At 67.2% G+C, this 13,480-nt stretch carries 12 protein-coding genes and 1 pseudogene; 7 read left to right on the forward strand and 6 right to left on the reverse strand.

Annotated elements, in window-relative coordinates; translation table 11 throughout:
- Window positions 1-195: 195 nt before the first annotated feature.
- Window positions 196-1,011: an NUDIX hydrolase gene (locus AD428_RS19705; RefSeq protein ID WP_053246307.1), complete on the reverse strand. Its 816-nt coding sequence runs from the start codon at window positions 1,009-1,011 to the stop codon at window positions 196-198.
- Window positions 1,012-1,306: 295 nt separating this feature from the next.
- On the opposite strand from AD428_RS19705, the gene coxB reads away from it, so the two are divergent.
- From coxB to AD428_RS19725, 5 genes are all read left to right on the forward strand, one after another.
- Complete coding sequence (gene coxB / locus AD428_RS19710; RefSeq protein WP_053246308.1) at window positions 1,307-2,464, forward strand: cytochrome c oxidase subunit II; 1,158 nt, start codon at window positions 1,307-1,309, stop codon at window positions 2,462-2,464.
- A gap of 103 nt (window positions 2,465-2,567) precedes the next feature.
- A complete protein-coding gene (gene ctaD / locus AD428_RS19715; RefSeq protein WP_053246309.1) occupies window positions 2,568-4,169 on the forward strand; it encodes a cytochrome c oxidase subunit I in 1,602 nt (533 codons plus the stop codon).
- Between the two features lie 34 nt (window positions 4,170-4,203).
- Window positions 4,204-4,329, forward strand: a complete 126-nt coding sequence (locus AD428_RS26390; protein ID WP_152968154.1) for a cytochrome oxidase small assembly protein — start codon at window positions 4,204-4,206, stop codon at window positions 4,327-4,329.
- Window positions 4,330-4,333: 4 nt separating this feature from the next.
- Complete coding sequence (locus tag AD428_RS19720; protein ID WP_053246310.1) at window positions 4,334-4,558, forward strand: DUF2970 domain-containing protein; 225 nt, start codon at window positions 4,334-4,336, stop codon at window positions 4,556-4,558.
- 45 nt (window positions 4,559-4,603) lie between these two features.
- Window positions 4,604-5,479, forward strand: coding sequence for a cytochrome c oxidase subunit 3 (locus AD428_RS19725; protein WP_053246296.1), 876 nt, complete (start codon window positions 4,604-4,606; stop codon window positions 5,477-5,479).
- A gap of 76 nt (window positions 5,480-5,555) precedes the next feature.
- Here the strand turns inward: AD428_RS19725 and AD428_RS25520 are convergent, their stop codons facing one another.
- The gene (locus AD428_RS25520) at window positions 5,556-5,756 is read right to left on the reverse strand and encodes a twin transmembrane helix small protein (RefSeq protein WP_082308510.1); all 201 of its coding nucleotides are present in this window, start codon (window positions 5,754-5,756) and stop codon (window positions 5,556-5,558) included.
- Between the two features lie 178 nt (window positions 5,757-5,934).
- A pseudogene (locus tag AD428_RS19730) lies at window positions 5,935-8,463 on the reverse strand (cation:proton antiporter); the annotation flags it as partial.
- A 224-nt stretch (window positions 8,464-8,687) separates the two neighbouring features.
- On the opposite strand from AD428_RS19730, the gene AD428_RS19735 reads away from it, so the two are divergent.
- A complete protein-coding gene (locus AD428_RS19735; protein WP_200908071.1) occupies window positions 8,688-9,482 on the forward strand; it encodes a phosphodiesterase in 795 nt (264 codons plus the stop codon).
- Window positions 9,483-9,858: 376 nt separating this feature from the next.
- On the opposite strand, the gene rpoH is transcribed toward AD428_RS19735, so the two are convergent.
- From rpoH to fghA, 3 genes are all read right to left on the reverse strand, one after another.
- A complete protein-coding gene (gene rpoH / locus AD428_RS19740; protein WP_200908070.1) occupies window positions 9,859-10,779 on the reverse strand; it encodes an RNA polymerase sigma factor RpoH in 921 nt (306 codons plus the stop codon).
- A gap of 156 nt (window positions 10,780-10,935) precedes the next feature.
- Window positions 10,936-11,625 (reverse strand): hypothetical protein, encoded by a 690-nt coding sequence (locus AD428_RS19745; RefSeq protein WP_053246315.1) that lies wholly within the window; start codon window positions 11,623-11,625, stop codon window positions 10,936-10,938.
- A gap of 96 nt (window positions 11,626-11,721) precedes the next feature.
- A complete protein-coding gene (gene fghA, locus AD428_RS19750; protein ID WP_053246313.1) occupies window positions 11,722-12,588 on the reverse strand; it encodes an S-formylglutathione hydrolase in 867 nt (288 codons plus the stop codon).
- Window positions 12,589-12,822: 234 nt separating this feature from the next.
- Between fghA and AD428_RS19755 the strand changes: the two genes are divergently transcribed.
- Window positions 12,823-13,480, forward strand: a 658-nt coding sequence (locus tag AD428_RS19755; protein ID WP_053246314.1) for a hypothetical protein, incomplete at its 3' end; no start/stop codon positions are given.

A 13,480-nucleotide genomic window follows, 5' to 3' on the forward strand; every position in this document is an offset into this window, starting at 1 on the left:
GAGGGCGCGGCGCGGGCCGCGGACGAGTCCGACGATGCGGCCGGGCGCAACGCGCGGCAGGCCGCGGCGGCCGACGGTGCGCCGTCGACCTTGCCGGACGCCAGCCCGGCGGGGCTGGCCGGGCCTAACCTGGCCGGGCCTGACCTGGCCGGGCCTGACCGCGCCTGACCTGGCGTGCCGTCGCGATGAGCGGCCTCAGGCCGGAAAGTTGTCGCCCGAGGCTTCGCGCCGCATGAGGTCTTCGACGATGACCAGCGCGGCTTCCAGCGTGAATTCGCCGTTGGCGATGCGCTGCACGGCGGCGCCGGGCTCGATGGCGTCGATTTCCATGACCTCGCCGTCGCGGTTGGCGGGGCGGGCGCCGGCTTCGAGCACACAGGTGCTGGTCAGTACGTCTTCGACCTGGTAGCCCTCGGGCAGGCGGCGGTGGATGCGCAGAATGGCGCGCAGGGCGGACCGGCGGCGCAGGTCCGGCGCGTCGAGCCCGGCCTCTTCGCCGCATTCGCGCAGCAGCGCCTCTTCCAGCGGTTCGCCGCTGCCGGCCAGGCCGCCGACCAGCGTGTCCCACATGCCCGGATCGGTGGCTTTGCCGAGCGAGCGCCGCGCCACCCAGAGCCGGCCGTCCGGCGTCCAGGCATTGAGATGCACGGCTTTGGTCAGCAGGCCCAGCGGCCGCATGGCGGCACGCTCGATCACGCCCAGCCAGGTTTCGCCGTCGGTGACATCCAGCAATTCATCGCGCCAGCCGCGCAGGCAGTTGGCCTGCCGCAGGGCCTGGGCCGATCGCTCGAGCACCTCGTTGAGAGCGTCGCCCGGCGCGAGGCCGGCGCCGATGCGCAGCGTCTGGCCGTCCGATTCGACATGGGCCACGCCGCGCAGGGCATCGCAGGCCGCATGCGTGGCCCAGCCGCAGCGGCGTCCCGCTATATACAAGATGCGCGCGCCGTCGGGCGCGGGCTCCTGGGCGCGCACGCGCAGTCTTGCATAGAGGTCGGGCAGGGGATGAAGCATGGATCGGGCCATCGAAGAGCGACCGGCAGATTTTATGCCAGCGCAGACCGGCGCGCGGCCCCGGCGTCAAAGCGGTTCGCGCCCATGGGGGCGGGCGTCATGATTTCAAGAGCGCGAACTTACATCTATTTGCGCGTCCGCTATAATCCGCCAGTTTCTTTGTGATTTCGAGTGGGAACGCGGGGGCCGCTCAACTCCTGCCTGACCCTGCCATCTAATAATTGCGCGTAGTCCTGTACAAGTGACATCCGTGCCACAGGGCGACAGGGCCTTCGCGCCATGTTTCGAGGTAAGCATGAAGAAGTGGAGAGGGATACTCGGGGCTTGTGCATTGCTGATTGGCCAGGTGGCCGGCGCTCAGGTGCAAGACATGCCCGGCGGCCCGAAGGTCAATCAGCTTAACCTGCACGAAGGCGTCACACAGATCACCCGGGATGTCATGTGGTTGCACTGGATGCTGCTCACGATCTGTATCGTGATCTTCATCGGTGTCTTCGGAGTGATGTTCTACTCCATCTGGGCGCACCGCAAATCGCGCGGCCACCAGGCCGCCACCTTCCACGAGCACCTGGGCGTCGAAGTCGCCTGGACCGTCATCCCCTTCATCATCGTCATCGCCATGGCGCTGCCGGCCACCAAGACGGTCGTCGCCATGAAAGACACTTCCAGCGCCGACCTCACCGTGAAGGTCACCGGCTACCAGTGGAAATGGGGCTACGAATACCTGGACGGCGCGGCCGCCGGGGTCAAGTTCCTGTCCACCCTGGCCACGCCGCGCGCGCAAATCGAAAACCGCGAGCCCAAGGGCGAGTTCTACCTCATGGAGGTGGACAACCCGCTGGTGGTGCCGGTGGACAAGAAGGTCCGCGTGGTGCTCACCGCCGCCGACGTCATCCATTCCTGGATGGTGCCGGACTTCGGCGTCAAGCAGGACGCGATCCCGGGCTTTCTGCGCGACGCCTGGTTCCGCGCCGAGAAACCGGGCATCTATCGGGGCCAGTGCGCCGAGCTTTGCGGCAAGGACCACGCCTTCATGCCCATCGTAGTGGAAGTGAAGTCGCAGGCGGACTACGATAAGTGGGTGGGAGAACAGCAGAAGAAGATGGCGGCCAGCGCCGACGATCCCAACAAGGAGTGGACGGAGGCCGAACTGGTTGCCCGGGGCGAGAAAGTGTTCGGCGCCAATTGCGTGGCCTGTCACCAGGCCAACGGCAAGGGCGTGCCGGGCAGCTTCCCCGCGCTCGATGGAGACAAGATCGTGCTCGGCCCCAAGGCGGAGCAGATCAAGACCGTGCTGCACGGCCGGCCCGGCACCGCCATGGCGCCGTTCGGCGGCCAGCTCAACGACGTCGAAATCGCGGCGGTCATCAGCTATACGCGCCATGCCTGGAGCAATGCAGGCAAGGGGCAGGACCCGACGGTTCTTCCGAAGGACGTGGCGGCCGCGCGCTGATCGCGCGCTCCGCCCTCCCCAGGCAGGAACCGGTTCCGTTTAGTCGAGATACTTGGCCGGACCGCGCCAGGCGCGGCCGGCCCTCAGCAGGAAGGAGTCCATCATGAGCAGCGTCACTGTAGACCACGTGTCGCCGGGCCAGGGTCACCATGACCACCACCACGCCATGCCCTCGGGCTGGCGCCGCTGGCTGTTCGCCACCAACCACAAAGACATCGGGACGATGTACCTCATCTTCTCGTTCGTCATGCTGCTGGAGGGCGGCACGTTGGCCCTGCTGCTGCGCACCGAGCTGTTCGAGCCGGGCCTGCAGTTCTTCCGCCCCGAGCTCTTCAACCAGTTCACCACCATGCACGGCCTCATCATGGTGTTCGGCGCCATCATGCCGGCCTTCGTGGGCTTCGCGAACTGGATGATCCCCATGCAGATCGGCGCCTCGGACATGGCGTTCGCGCGCATGAACAACTTCAGCTTCTGGCTGCTGCCGGTGGCGGCCATCATGCTGACCACCTCGTTCTTCGTGCCCGGCGGCGCCACCGCGGCCGGCTGGACGCTGTATGCGCCGCTGTCGCTGCAGATGGGCCCGGGCATGGACCTGGGCATCTTCGCCATGCACATCATGGGCGCCTCGTCCATCATGGGCGCGATCAACATCATCGTGACCATCCTGAACATGCGCGCGCCCGGCCTCACGCTGATGAAGATGCCGCTCTTCTGCTGGACCTGGCTCATCACCGCCTTCCTGCTGCTGGCCGTGATGCCGGTGCTGGCCGCGGCCATCACCATGGTGCTCACCGACCGCCACTTCGGCACGGGCTTCTTCAACGCGGCCGCCGGCGGCGACCCGGTGCTCTACCAGCACGTGTTCTGGTTCTTCGGGCACCCCGAGGTGTACATCATGATCCTGCCGGCCTTCGGCATCGTGTCGGCCATCGTGCCGGCCTTCGCGCGCAAGAAGCTGTTCGGCTACGCCTCCATGGTGTACGCCACCGCCTCCATCGCGGTGCTGTCGTTCATCGTGTGGGCGCACCACATGTTCACCACCGGCATGCCCGTCACCGGCCAGCTCTATTTCATGTACGCCACCATGCTGATCTCCATTCCCACGGGGGTGAAGGTCTTCAACTGGGTGGCCACCATGTGGCGCGGCTCCATGACCTTCGAAACCCCGATGCTGTTCGCCATCGGGTTCATCTTCGTGTTCACCATGGGCGGCTTCACGGGCCTGATTCTTTCGGTGGCGCCCATCGACATCCAGGTGCACGACACCTATTACGTGGTGGCCCATTTCCACTACGTCCTGGTGGCCGGCTCGCTGTTCGCCCTGTTCGCGGGCACCTACTACTGGCTGCCCAAGTGGACCGGCCGCATGTACAGCGAAAAACTGGGCAAGCTGCACTTCTGGTCGTCGCTGATCTCCTTCAACCTGACGTTCTTCCCGATGCACTTCCTGGGCCTGGCCGGCATGCCGCGCCGCTACGCCGACTACGCCGCGCAGTTCACCACCTTCCACCAGATCGCCACCATCGGCGCGTTCTGGTTCGGGCTGTCGCAGCTCATCTTCCTGTGGGCGGTGTTGCGCTGCTACATGGGCAAGGGCGAGCGCGCCTCCGCCAAGCCGTGGGAAGGCGCCGAAGGGCTGGAATGGACCGTGCCGTCGCCGGCGCCGTTCCACACCTTCGAGACGCCGCCCGAAGTGAAGTGACGTGCCGCCGACCACCGACCCGGACCGCCGCGCCATGACGCCCGAACAACGCCGCCGCAACCGCATCGCGGGCCTGATCCTGCTGGCCTTCGTGGCGGCGGTGTTCGTCTGGACGCTGCTGCGGGGCTCCGCGCTGCTGGGCGGCGCGGCCATGGGGTAGCGCCATGAGCGAAGACCTGCGCGACACCGCCCAGCGCAAGCTGAGCTTCGTCCAGACGGTCAAGGCGGTGGCCTGGGCCTTTTTCGGCGTGCGCAAGGGGGCGGGCTACCGCGAAGACATCGCGCGGCTCAACCCGGTCTACGTCATCGTGGCCGGGCTGCTGGCCGCCGCGCTGTTCGTGACGGCGCTGGTGTTCATCGTGCGCTGGGCGGTGGCCAGCCTGAGCTGAGATTCGAACAACTTCAAATCAAACATCCGTACCAGGGAGAAAGCCATGAGTGCAAGCCACTCGGTTCAAGGTAAAGAGGCGCCGTACTACTACGTGCCCGCCGATTCCGGCCACCCCGTGCGCACGGCGCTGGCCCTGCTCTGCATGGGGCTGGGCGCAGCCGCCTGGATCAACGGCGTGGGCTGGGGCAAATGGCTGGTGCTGGCGGGGTTCATCGGCGTGGTGACGGTGCTGTATTTCTGGTTCGGCGACGCCATCCACGAGTCGGAGTCGGGGCTCAACAGCAAGCGCATCGACAACTCCTACCGCTGGGGCATGAGCTGGTTCATCTTCTCGGAGGTGATGTTCTTCGCGGCCTTCTTCGGCGCCCTCTGGTATGCGCGCACCATCACCACGCCGTGGCTGGGCGACATGGACCACAAGCTGCTGCTGTGGCCCGATTTCCAGGCCACCTGGCCCAACTTCGGCCCGGCCGGCGTGGTGGAGCACTTCCAGACCGTGGGACCGTTCTGGCTGCCCACCATCAACACGGCCCTGCTGCTCAGTTCCGGCGTCACGCTCACCATCGCGCACCACGCGCTGCGCGCGAATCACCGCGGCAAGGCCATCTTCTGGCTGCTCGCCACCGTGATCCTGGGGTTCGTGTTCGTGGCCTGCCAGGCCACCGAATACCACCACGCCTATACCGAACTGAACCTCAAGTTCAACTCGGGCGCATACGGCTCGCTGTTCTACATGCTGACGGGCTTTCACGGCTTTCACGTCATCATGGGCGCCACCATGCTGACGGTCATCCTCATCCGCCTGATCCGCGGCCATTTCACGCCCGATCATCATTTCGGCTTCGAGGGCGCGGCCTGGTACTGGCACTTCGTGGACGTGGTCTGGCTGGGCCTGTACCTGTTCGTCTACTGGATGTGACCTTCCCGGGCGGGGCGGGCCGCCGCCTTGGCCTACAATGCGTACCGCCGGGCGGCGCCTGCGCCGCCCGGCGCGTTCATCTGAGGCCCGTGCTCTCTATCCAGCCCATGTGATGGGCAAACAGCACGAAAAGAAAGAGCGCCACCGACAGCCCGATCCGCACCGTGAGCGCGTTGACCGTGCGATTGGTGGAACCCTTGTCGCGCATCAGATAGACCAGGGCGGACGCCAGGCTGGCCAGGATACCGATAAAGGCCAGTACGACGAATGCGCGCATATTGGTCTCCCCGAGTGGTTCTGCATTGATATGGACATGGCCCGACCGCACTCTTCCCGCACCACCGCCGCCGCCCTGCTGTTGCTGGGCGCCGCCGTGGCCGCGCTGGCGTCGCTGGGGCAGTGGCAATTGCGCCGCGGCGACGAGCGACGCGCCATTCTGGCGGCGATCGAGGCCNGGGCACGGCCGGCGCGGGCGGGGGCTGGGTCGTGCCCGTTTGCGAGAACTGCTTCCAGACTTCGATGGCGCGCAGGCGCTGCCTGGCCACGGTCTGGATGCGCTCGCGCAGGTGCTCGTCGCGCGCCAGCAGCGCATGGAAATCGCGCGACGAAAGCATCAACAGCTTGCTGTAACCCAGCGACGTGACCTCCGGCGCGATCTGCTGTTCGCCCAGCAGGCCCAGTTCGCCGAAGAACTCCCCGCTGCCCAGTTCGATCAGGGTGTGGTCGGGCAGGTGCACGGCCACCGCCCCCGAGGCCACGAAGCACATTTCCTCGCCGTGCCGGCCCTTGGTCAGCACGCGCTGGTCGGGCAGCGCCAGACGCGGCTTGAGCAGCTTGGAGATGGCGCGCAGCGAATCGGGCGACAGTCCTTCGAAAAGCGGCACGCGCTTGATGAGGTCCGCCGCGCCCAGTTCCATGTCCAGCGGGGGGTGGGTGTCGATGTGCGCCCAGCGGCTCTTCAGCTGGGCCATCAGGTCGGCATAGACTTCGCCGCTGATGAGGAACTGCTCCAGCATGTCGCGGTAGCGGATGCGCTCGAGCTCGCGCGCCACCCGCCCCAGATAGCTTTCCTGCAGCCATTGGGCATAGGACGGATACTGCAGGTTCAGGGCCTGCAGCGCGTTCTCGATGAGATCGAGCCGGCGCTGGTGCAGGCTGACGATGCGCTGCGTGGCCTCTTCGCCCAGCAGCGGCGTGATCTGCTCGCGCGCGAACACGATGAGCCGCTGCGCCACCGAACGCTTGCTCATGAGGTTGGCGAAGCGCTGGCCCAGTTCGCGCGCCAGCCAGCCCTGGAAGCCGAACAGGTAATGTACGCGCAGCGCCAGGCGAAAGCCCGCCGAGTAGCGCACGTCGGCGACGATGGCGTTCTCGAACCCGGCCACGCCGCCGGTCCGGATAGCGTCCTCCAGCCGTTCGGCGCGGGCCAGCAGCGATTCGGCCATGCGCCAGTCGACGATCTGCGCCTTCAGGATGTCGAAGAACATTTCTTCTTCGCGCTGCGCCACGATGGCCAGGCCCACGGACACGCGCTGCTCGTCGCTCATCTGGCCGACCTGGCCGTCGTGCACGCTGGCGAGGCTGGCGTCGAACACGGCGCGGATGCGGTCGCGCACCTCCGTGCCGATGTGCTCGGACTTGGCCACCTCCTCGGTCTTGCCCTGCAGGTCTTCCAGCGCCACGGCCAGCGCCTGGTTGCGGATGGTGCGCTCCACCGGGGAAAGCTGGTTCAGGCCCAGCGTGCGGATCAGCGGCCGCAGGCTGATGCCGTTGACGAACAGGGTGACCAGCACGAAGGCCGTGGTGGCCACGGCGATGAACTGCCGCGCTTCCTCGGGCACCCCGGTCTGCTCGGTCACGGCCAGGGCCAGGGCCAGGGACACCGCGCCCCGCAATCCGCCCCAGAGCATCACGACCTTGTAGGGATTGCTCACCTTGGTGCCCAGCGGCGTCAGGCCCAGGAGGGGCAGCAGGCCGAACACCACGATGGCGCGCGCCACCAGGGTGGCGACGAACAGCACCGCCACCAGCAGCAGCTCCTGCCAGTCGGCGGCCGCCATCAGCTTGGGGATCAGCATGGCGGCGAACAGGAAGATGAGCGAATTGGCCCAGAAGCCGAACTGCTCCCAGGAACTGGACAGGTACTCGAACGTGGTGGGCGACATGCGCGTGCGGCCCGCCGATCCCACCACCAGCCCCGCGATGACGGTGGCCACCACGCCGGAAACGTGCAGATAGTGCTCGGAAATGAAGAACGACAAATAGGCCAGCGTCAGCGTCAGGGTGATCTCGGCCGTGGGAAAACCGCGCAGCCAGGCGAACAGGAAGCAGGCCAGCCGGCCCATGGCGAAGCCCGCCAGGCCGCCGCCCAGGAAGTGCACCACGAAGTCGTTGAACACCCCGCCCACGCTCAGCACGCCATGCCCGCTCAGCACCGCCAGCAGCACGGAGTACAGCGCGATGGACGCGGCGTCGTTGAACAGGCTCTCGCCCTCGACCAGGGTGGTGAGCCGCTTGGGCGCCCCCACCTCGCGGAAGATGCCCACCACCGCCACGGGGTCGGTGGTGGCCACGATGGCGCCCAGCAGCAGGCACACCACCAACCCGTAGGACGAAACCATGTCGAGCGTGAAGCCCACGACCACGGTGCAGACCACCACGGCCACGATGGCCATCATGAGAATGGGGCCGATATCGTCCATCAGCCGCCGCACGTTCATGGACAAGGCCGTCTCGAACAGCAGCACCGGCAGGAACACCATGAGAAAGGTTTCGGACGAAATCTCGAAGCGTTCCAGCGAATCCAGGAAATCGCCGATCCAGCGCGGGGCCCAGCCGTGCACGTGGACGACAATGCCCAGCAGACAGCCCACGATGGCCAGCAGCACCGAGTAAGGCAGCTTCACCCGCCCGGCCAGCGGCGGCATGAAGCAGACCAGCGTCAGCAGGCCGGCCAGACCGAATACGAGAAATCCAACATCCATGTAAGTAAGACGCCCCAACAATCCTGTGGAAATTTTCACAAGAATAGCGGGTTTTGCCGCGCCGCCCGGCGCGGACAGGCACGGCCCGCACGTTTCGTTACCCGTGAGACCGGATGCGAAACCCGCAATGCGCGGTTTTTTGGGTAAGGTAGCGCGAGGAAATTTCCGAGGAGGATTCCTTGGTCCGCATACATACCCTCGGCCGGCGCGACGACGCGCCCGCCATGCTTGTGCAATTGACCGATTGCCATCTGTTCGGACAGCCCGACACGGCAATGCTGGGCGTGAACACCGACGCCAGCCTGCGCGCCGTGCTGCGGCAGGTCCAGGCCGACGGCAAGCGGCCCGACCTGCTGCTGGCCACGGGCGATCTTTCGCAGGACGGCGAGGCGGCCTCTTATCGGCGCTTTGCCGGCATCCTGCGCGAGGCCGAACCGCTGCAGAATACCGTCATCCGCTGCCTGCCCGGCAACCACGACCTGCCCGCGGTGCTGCGGCAGGAGCTGCCCGAATGGAGCCAGCCCGTGACCGACGTAGGCGCATGGCGCGTGGTGTGCCTGGACACCACGGTGCCCGGCTCCACCGCCGGCCACCTGCCCGCCGGCCAGCTCGACCTGCTGGAAGAAGCGCTGGCCCAGGCGCCGCACCGCCATACCCTGGTGGCCATGCACCACAACCCCATGCAGATCGACAGCCACTGGCACGACTCGATGATGATCGACAACCCGGAGGCGCTCTTCAAGCTGCTGGCGCGCTGGCCGCAAGCGCGGGTGGTGCTCTGGGGCCACGTGCATCACGAATTCGACCGCCGGCGGCACAACCTGCGCCTGCTGGCCACGCCGTCGACCTGTTTCCAGTTCTCGATCCGCGACGGCCGCCACGTGGTGGACAATCTCGCGCCCGGCTACCGCTGGATCAAGCTGTACCAGGACGGCTCCATGGCCACGGGCGTGCGACGCGTGCAGGACGCCCTGCTGCGCGGGGCGCTGGCCGCCCCGGACAACGCCCGGGCCGCCTGAACGCCAGGCGCGCCCAGCCCCGGAAGCCGCGCTTGCGCGGCTTTTTTGTTGGCGGCAGGGAAGAGAGAGGGGGCGCACGCGCGGCGAGCGCGCATAAAAAACGGGGCGCCGATATGCGGGCGCCCCGTAAGCATCCGTCTCATAGGGGAGGGGAAAGAGGAGAAGCCGAGACGGATGACAAGACGGCAAACCGAAGTTCGCGGTCTACATGGAGTTAGGCGGCGCGGGCACGATTAAGTTTCGGGCGCGCCTGGTTTTTTTGACCCGAATTTGTATCCATATATTTGAAGGCGGCGCAGACCGCGGAAGACCCGCCGTGCGCCGCAAAAAACGAGGGCCGCGCGAGCGGCCCTGGGCGGATCCGGAACCCCGGGGATCAGGCGCTCAGGCTGCCGCGCATTTTCTTGAGGGCGGCGGCCTCGATCTGGCGGATGCGCTCGGCCGACACGCCGAATTCCTCGGCCAGTTCGTGCAGCGTGGCGCCGCCGTCGTCCTGCAGCCAGCGCGCTTCCACGATGCGGCGCGAACGCGGGTCCAGGGCTTCCAGGGCGCTGCTCAGGCCCGCCGTCTGCAGGCGGTCGCGCGCGGCGCGCTCCAGCACCCGGGTGGGCTCCTGGCGGCCGTCGTCGGAAAGATAGGCGATGGGGGCGTAGCTGTCCTCGTCGTCGTCCTGCCCTTCGAGCGACATGTCGCGTCCGGACATGCGGACTTCCATTTCGCTCACGTCTTCGCGGCGCACGTTCAGTTCGCGGGCGATGTTGTCGACCTGTTCGGAATCCAGCGTCTGGCCGTCCGGGCGCATGCTGCGCAGGTTGAAGAACAGCTTGCGCTGCGCCTTGGTGGTGGCCACCTTGACCAGGCGCCAGTTGCGGATGATGTATTCGTGGATTTCCGCCTTGATCCAGTGAACGGCGAACGACACCAGGCGCACGCCCCGCTCGGGATCGAAGCGCTTGACGGCTTTCATCAGCCCGACGTTGCCTTCCTGGATGAGGTCGGCGTGCGGCAGGCCGTAGCCCAGGTACTGGCGCGCCACCGAAACCACCAGGCGCAGGTGCGACAGCACCAGCTCGCGCGCGGCGTCGAGGTCGTCGTGGTCGCGCAGGCGGCGGCCGAGTTCGGTTTCGCGTTCAGCCGTCAGCACGGGCAGGCGATTGACCGCCGAGATGTAGGCGTCGATCGTGCCCAGCGCGCCCGGATTGGCGATGGCCAACGCCAGAGCGTTGCCGGGCGCGGCCAACGAGGTACTGGGTTGCTTCATGGCGGGAGTCTCCGGAAGGCTTGGGGATAACGACATGGATTCGATGTTAGCACTCTGATTATGGGAGTGCTAATTCGACTGTTGCGGCGCGTCAAAGTTTCCGCTTTCGTTATGCGACCCCAATTTTAACGGCCTGGGGCAAGGGCCGCCCGGCCCGGACCCGGCGAGCGGGCGCGCAGCGGGATCAGAGGGTCACCAGCCCAGCCGCTTCAGGCCCTCAGCCGTGGCTTGGCCATCGGGACGGACGAACAGCGCGCCGCGCGGGTCGAGCAGGACCTGGTAGCGCGCGCCATCGAACAGCGGCATGTAGGCGGCGCTGCCGAACTGTACGTCCACGAAGGGAAACCAGTTGGGAAACGACTGCTTGAGGGCGGCCAGGTCCGGCGCCGGCCAGTCGTCCAGCGGATGCACCGACCGGGTGGCCGAGGCCTCGCGGGCGGCATCGCTGTAGCGGCCCGACAGGCGCTCCAGCCGGTAGAGCGGCGGCACGCCGGCCAGCAGGGCGGGCAGGCGCCAGCGCACCACGCGCGCGTCGATCTGCCACTGGTCGCCGTAGAGCACGTATTGCTTGTTGCCCACGCCTTGGGCGCTGGCATGGACGAGGAACTGCCCTTCCGCCTGCTGGCGCACCTCGATGAGAGCCACGGGGGTGTCGGCGGTCAGCCGGAAGAACTGGACCAGCGACAGCGCCAGCAGGCCGGACACGCAGCCCAGCGCCACCAGCAGCAGCCCGAAGAGCCGGCGCACCGGACGGAACTGGAACATGCGGCGGCCGCGCTCGTCGCGCGGCCCGCCCCGCCCCAGCAGCATGAACAGCCCCGGCAGCAGCACGATCACCGCGCCCGCCAGTATCCAGACAAAAGGAGCAATACCGCTTATCAACTCGGGCTTCCCCATGAAAAGAACGCCGCGGCCCGGCCCGGCGCGGCGCTGCCCGCGGGCCTGCCGCGGCAGGCAAACCAGTATAGAAGCCCGCTCTCAGGCGGCCGGTTTTCCAAGCCGCTCGACGTGAAACCGGATGTGATCCTCGATGAAACTGGAGATGAAGTAGTAGCCATGATCGTAGCCCTCGTGCCGGCGCAGCGTGAGGGGCTGGCCCGCCTGCGCGCAGGCGGCCTCGAACACCTCGGGATACAACTGTTCGGCCAGGAACTGGTCGGCGGTGCCCTGGTCGATCAGGATGCCGTCCGGGAAGGGCTGGCGCAGGCCGCGCATGAGCGCCGAAGCGTCGTAGGCTTCCCATTGAGCGGCATCGTCGCCGAGATAGGCGCCGAAGGCCTTCTTGCCCCAAGGGCACAGGCTGGGCGCGGCCATGGGCGCGAAAGCCGACACCGAGCGGAAAAGGCCGGGGTTGCGCAGCGCCAGCACCAGTGCGCCGTGCCCGCCCATGGAATGGCCGAAAATGCCGGCGCGCGCGGCGTCGCCCGGCAGGGCGCCGCCGGTGGCGATGCGGTACAGCTCGCGCGTGACGTAGCTATACATGCGGTAATGGCCGCGCCAGGGGGCGCGGGCGGCGTCCAGGTAGAAGCCCGCGCCGGTGCCCAGGTCCCAGCTTTCGTCTTCGCCCGGCACGTTGGCCCCGCGCGGGCTGGTGTCGGGCGCCACGAGCATGACGCCCAGCTCGGCGGCCAGGCGCTGCGCGCCCGCCTTGATCATGAAGGTTTCCTCGGTGCAGGTCAGGCCCGCGAGGTAGAACAGCACCGGCACCGGGCCGGCGGCGGCCTGCGGCGGCAGGTAGGCCGAAAAGCGCATGGGCAGGCCGATCTCCTCCGACGCGTGACGGTAAAAGCGCTGCGAACCGCCGAAACAGCGGTGCTCGGAAATGAGTTCCAGGGCCGTGGCCATAGGAAGAGTCTCCTGATGGGAAAATGGGGCGGGCGAAGCCGGGGATTAGGGTATATCCACGGTGCGAGGTTCCGTCGCCAAATGTTAACCTGCGCGTCTAGAGGTCCTGTACGGCGCGAATCCGCGATCCGGATTCGGTTTCGCGGCTGAAAGGCTTGACCGCGGCCTATCGTGGCACTATTTATATACCCATAGCGAAGACACCCCGTTCTTCCATGCGCAAGCCCTGACACTATGGCTCGTCTGCCCCGTCTGTACGCCCCCGGGCTGCCCCAACTGGTGCAGGCCAACTTCATTCAGCCGCTGGCGGCGCCGTCGCAGCCCGCTCCGGCCGACATCCTCAACCAGCTTGCCGCCTGGCTGGGCGAATCCGCCCTGCGCCATCGTGTTTCCGTGCATGGATGGGTGCTCGCCAACGACCGCATCCTGCTGCTGGCCACGCCGGCCGACGAAGAAGGACTGCCGCGCCTGATGCAGACACTGGGCCGCAATCTCGCCGCGCGCCTGCGCGGCGGGCGCGTGTTCGCGGGGCGCTACCGCTCGGCCCTGCTCGAGCCCGGCGCCTGGGTCCTGCCCGCGCTGGTCTGGCTCGAAACCTACCCGGTGCGCAGCGGCGCATCGCAGGACGCCGACTCGTGGCCATGGTCGTCCGCCGCCAGCCACACGGGCAACACCAGCGCGCCGCCGGCCGCCTGGCAGTCCGACCACGCCGACTACTGGGCCTGCGGCAACACGCCGTTCGACCGCCAGGCCAACTACCGCAAGCGCCTGCACGACGGCCTGACCCGCGAAGAATCGCAGCGCATCGACCAGGCCGTGTCGGGGCAATGGGCGCTGGGCGGCCCGGGCTTCATCGCCAGCCTGGCGCATACGGCCAGCCGCCGGGTCGCCC

This window comes from Achromobacter sp. DMS1, from assembly GCF_001270295.1.

Bases quoted from the DNA above. Each gene is read 5' to 3' on its own strand.
- AD428_RS19705 (WP_053246307.1), bottom strand. From the start codon at position 1,011: ATGCTTCATCCCCTGCCCGACCTCTATGCAAGACTGCGCGTGCGCGCC.
- coxB (WP_053246308.1), top strand. From the start codon at position 1,307: ATGAAGAAGTGGAGAGGGATACTCGGGGCTTGTGCATTGCTGATTGGC.
- ctaD (WP_053246309.1), top strand. From the start codon at position 2,568: ATGAGCAGCGTCACTGTAGACCACGTGTCGCCGGGCCAGGGTCACCAT.
- AD428_RS26390 (WP_152968154.1), top strand. From the start codon at position 4,204: ATGACGCCCGAACAACGCCGCCGCAACCGCATCGCGGGCCTGATCCTG.
- AD428_RS19720 (WP_053246310.1), top strand. From the start codon at position 4,334: ATGAGCGAAGACCTGCGCGACACCGCCCAGCGCAAGCTGAGCTTCGTC.
- AD428_RS19725 (WP_053246296.1), top strand. From the start codon at position 4,604: ATGAGTGCAAGCCACTCGGTTCAAGGTAAAGAGGCGCCGTACTACTAC.
- AD428_RS25520 (WP_082308510.1), bottom strand. From the start codon at position 5,756: ATGCGCGCATTCGTCGTACTGGCCTTTATCGGTATCCTGGCCAGCCTG.
- AD428_RS19735 (WP_200908071.1), top strand. From the start codon at position 8,688: ATGCTTGTGCAATTGACCGATTGCCATCTGTTCGGACAGCCCGACACG.
- rpoH (WP_200908070.1), bottom strand. From the start codon at position 10,779: ATGTCGTTATCCCCAAGCCTTCCGGAGACTCCCGCCATGAAGCAACCC.
- fghA (WP_053246313.1), bottom strand. From the start codon at position 12,588: ATGGCCACGGCCCTGGAACTCATTTCCGAGCACCGCTGTTTCGGCGGT.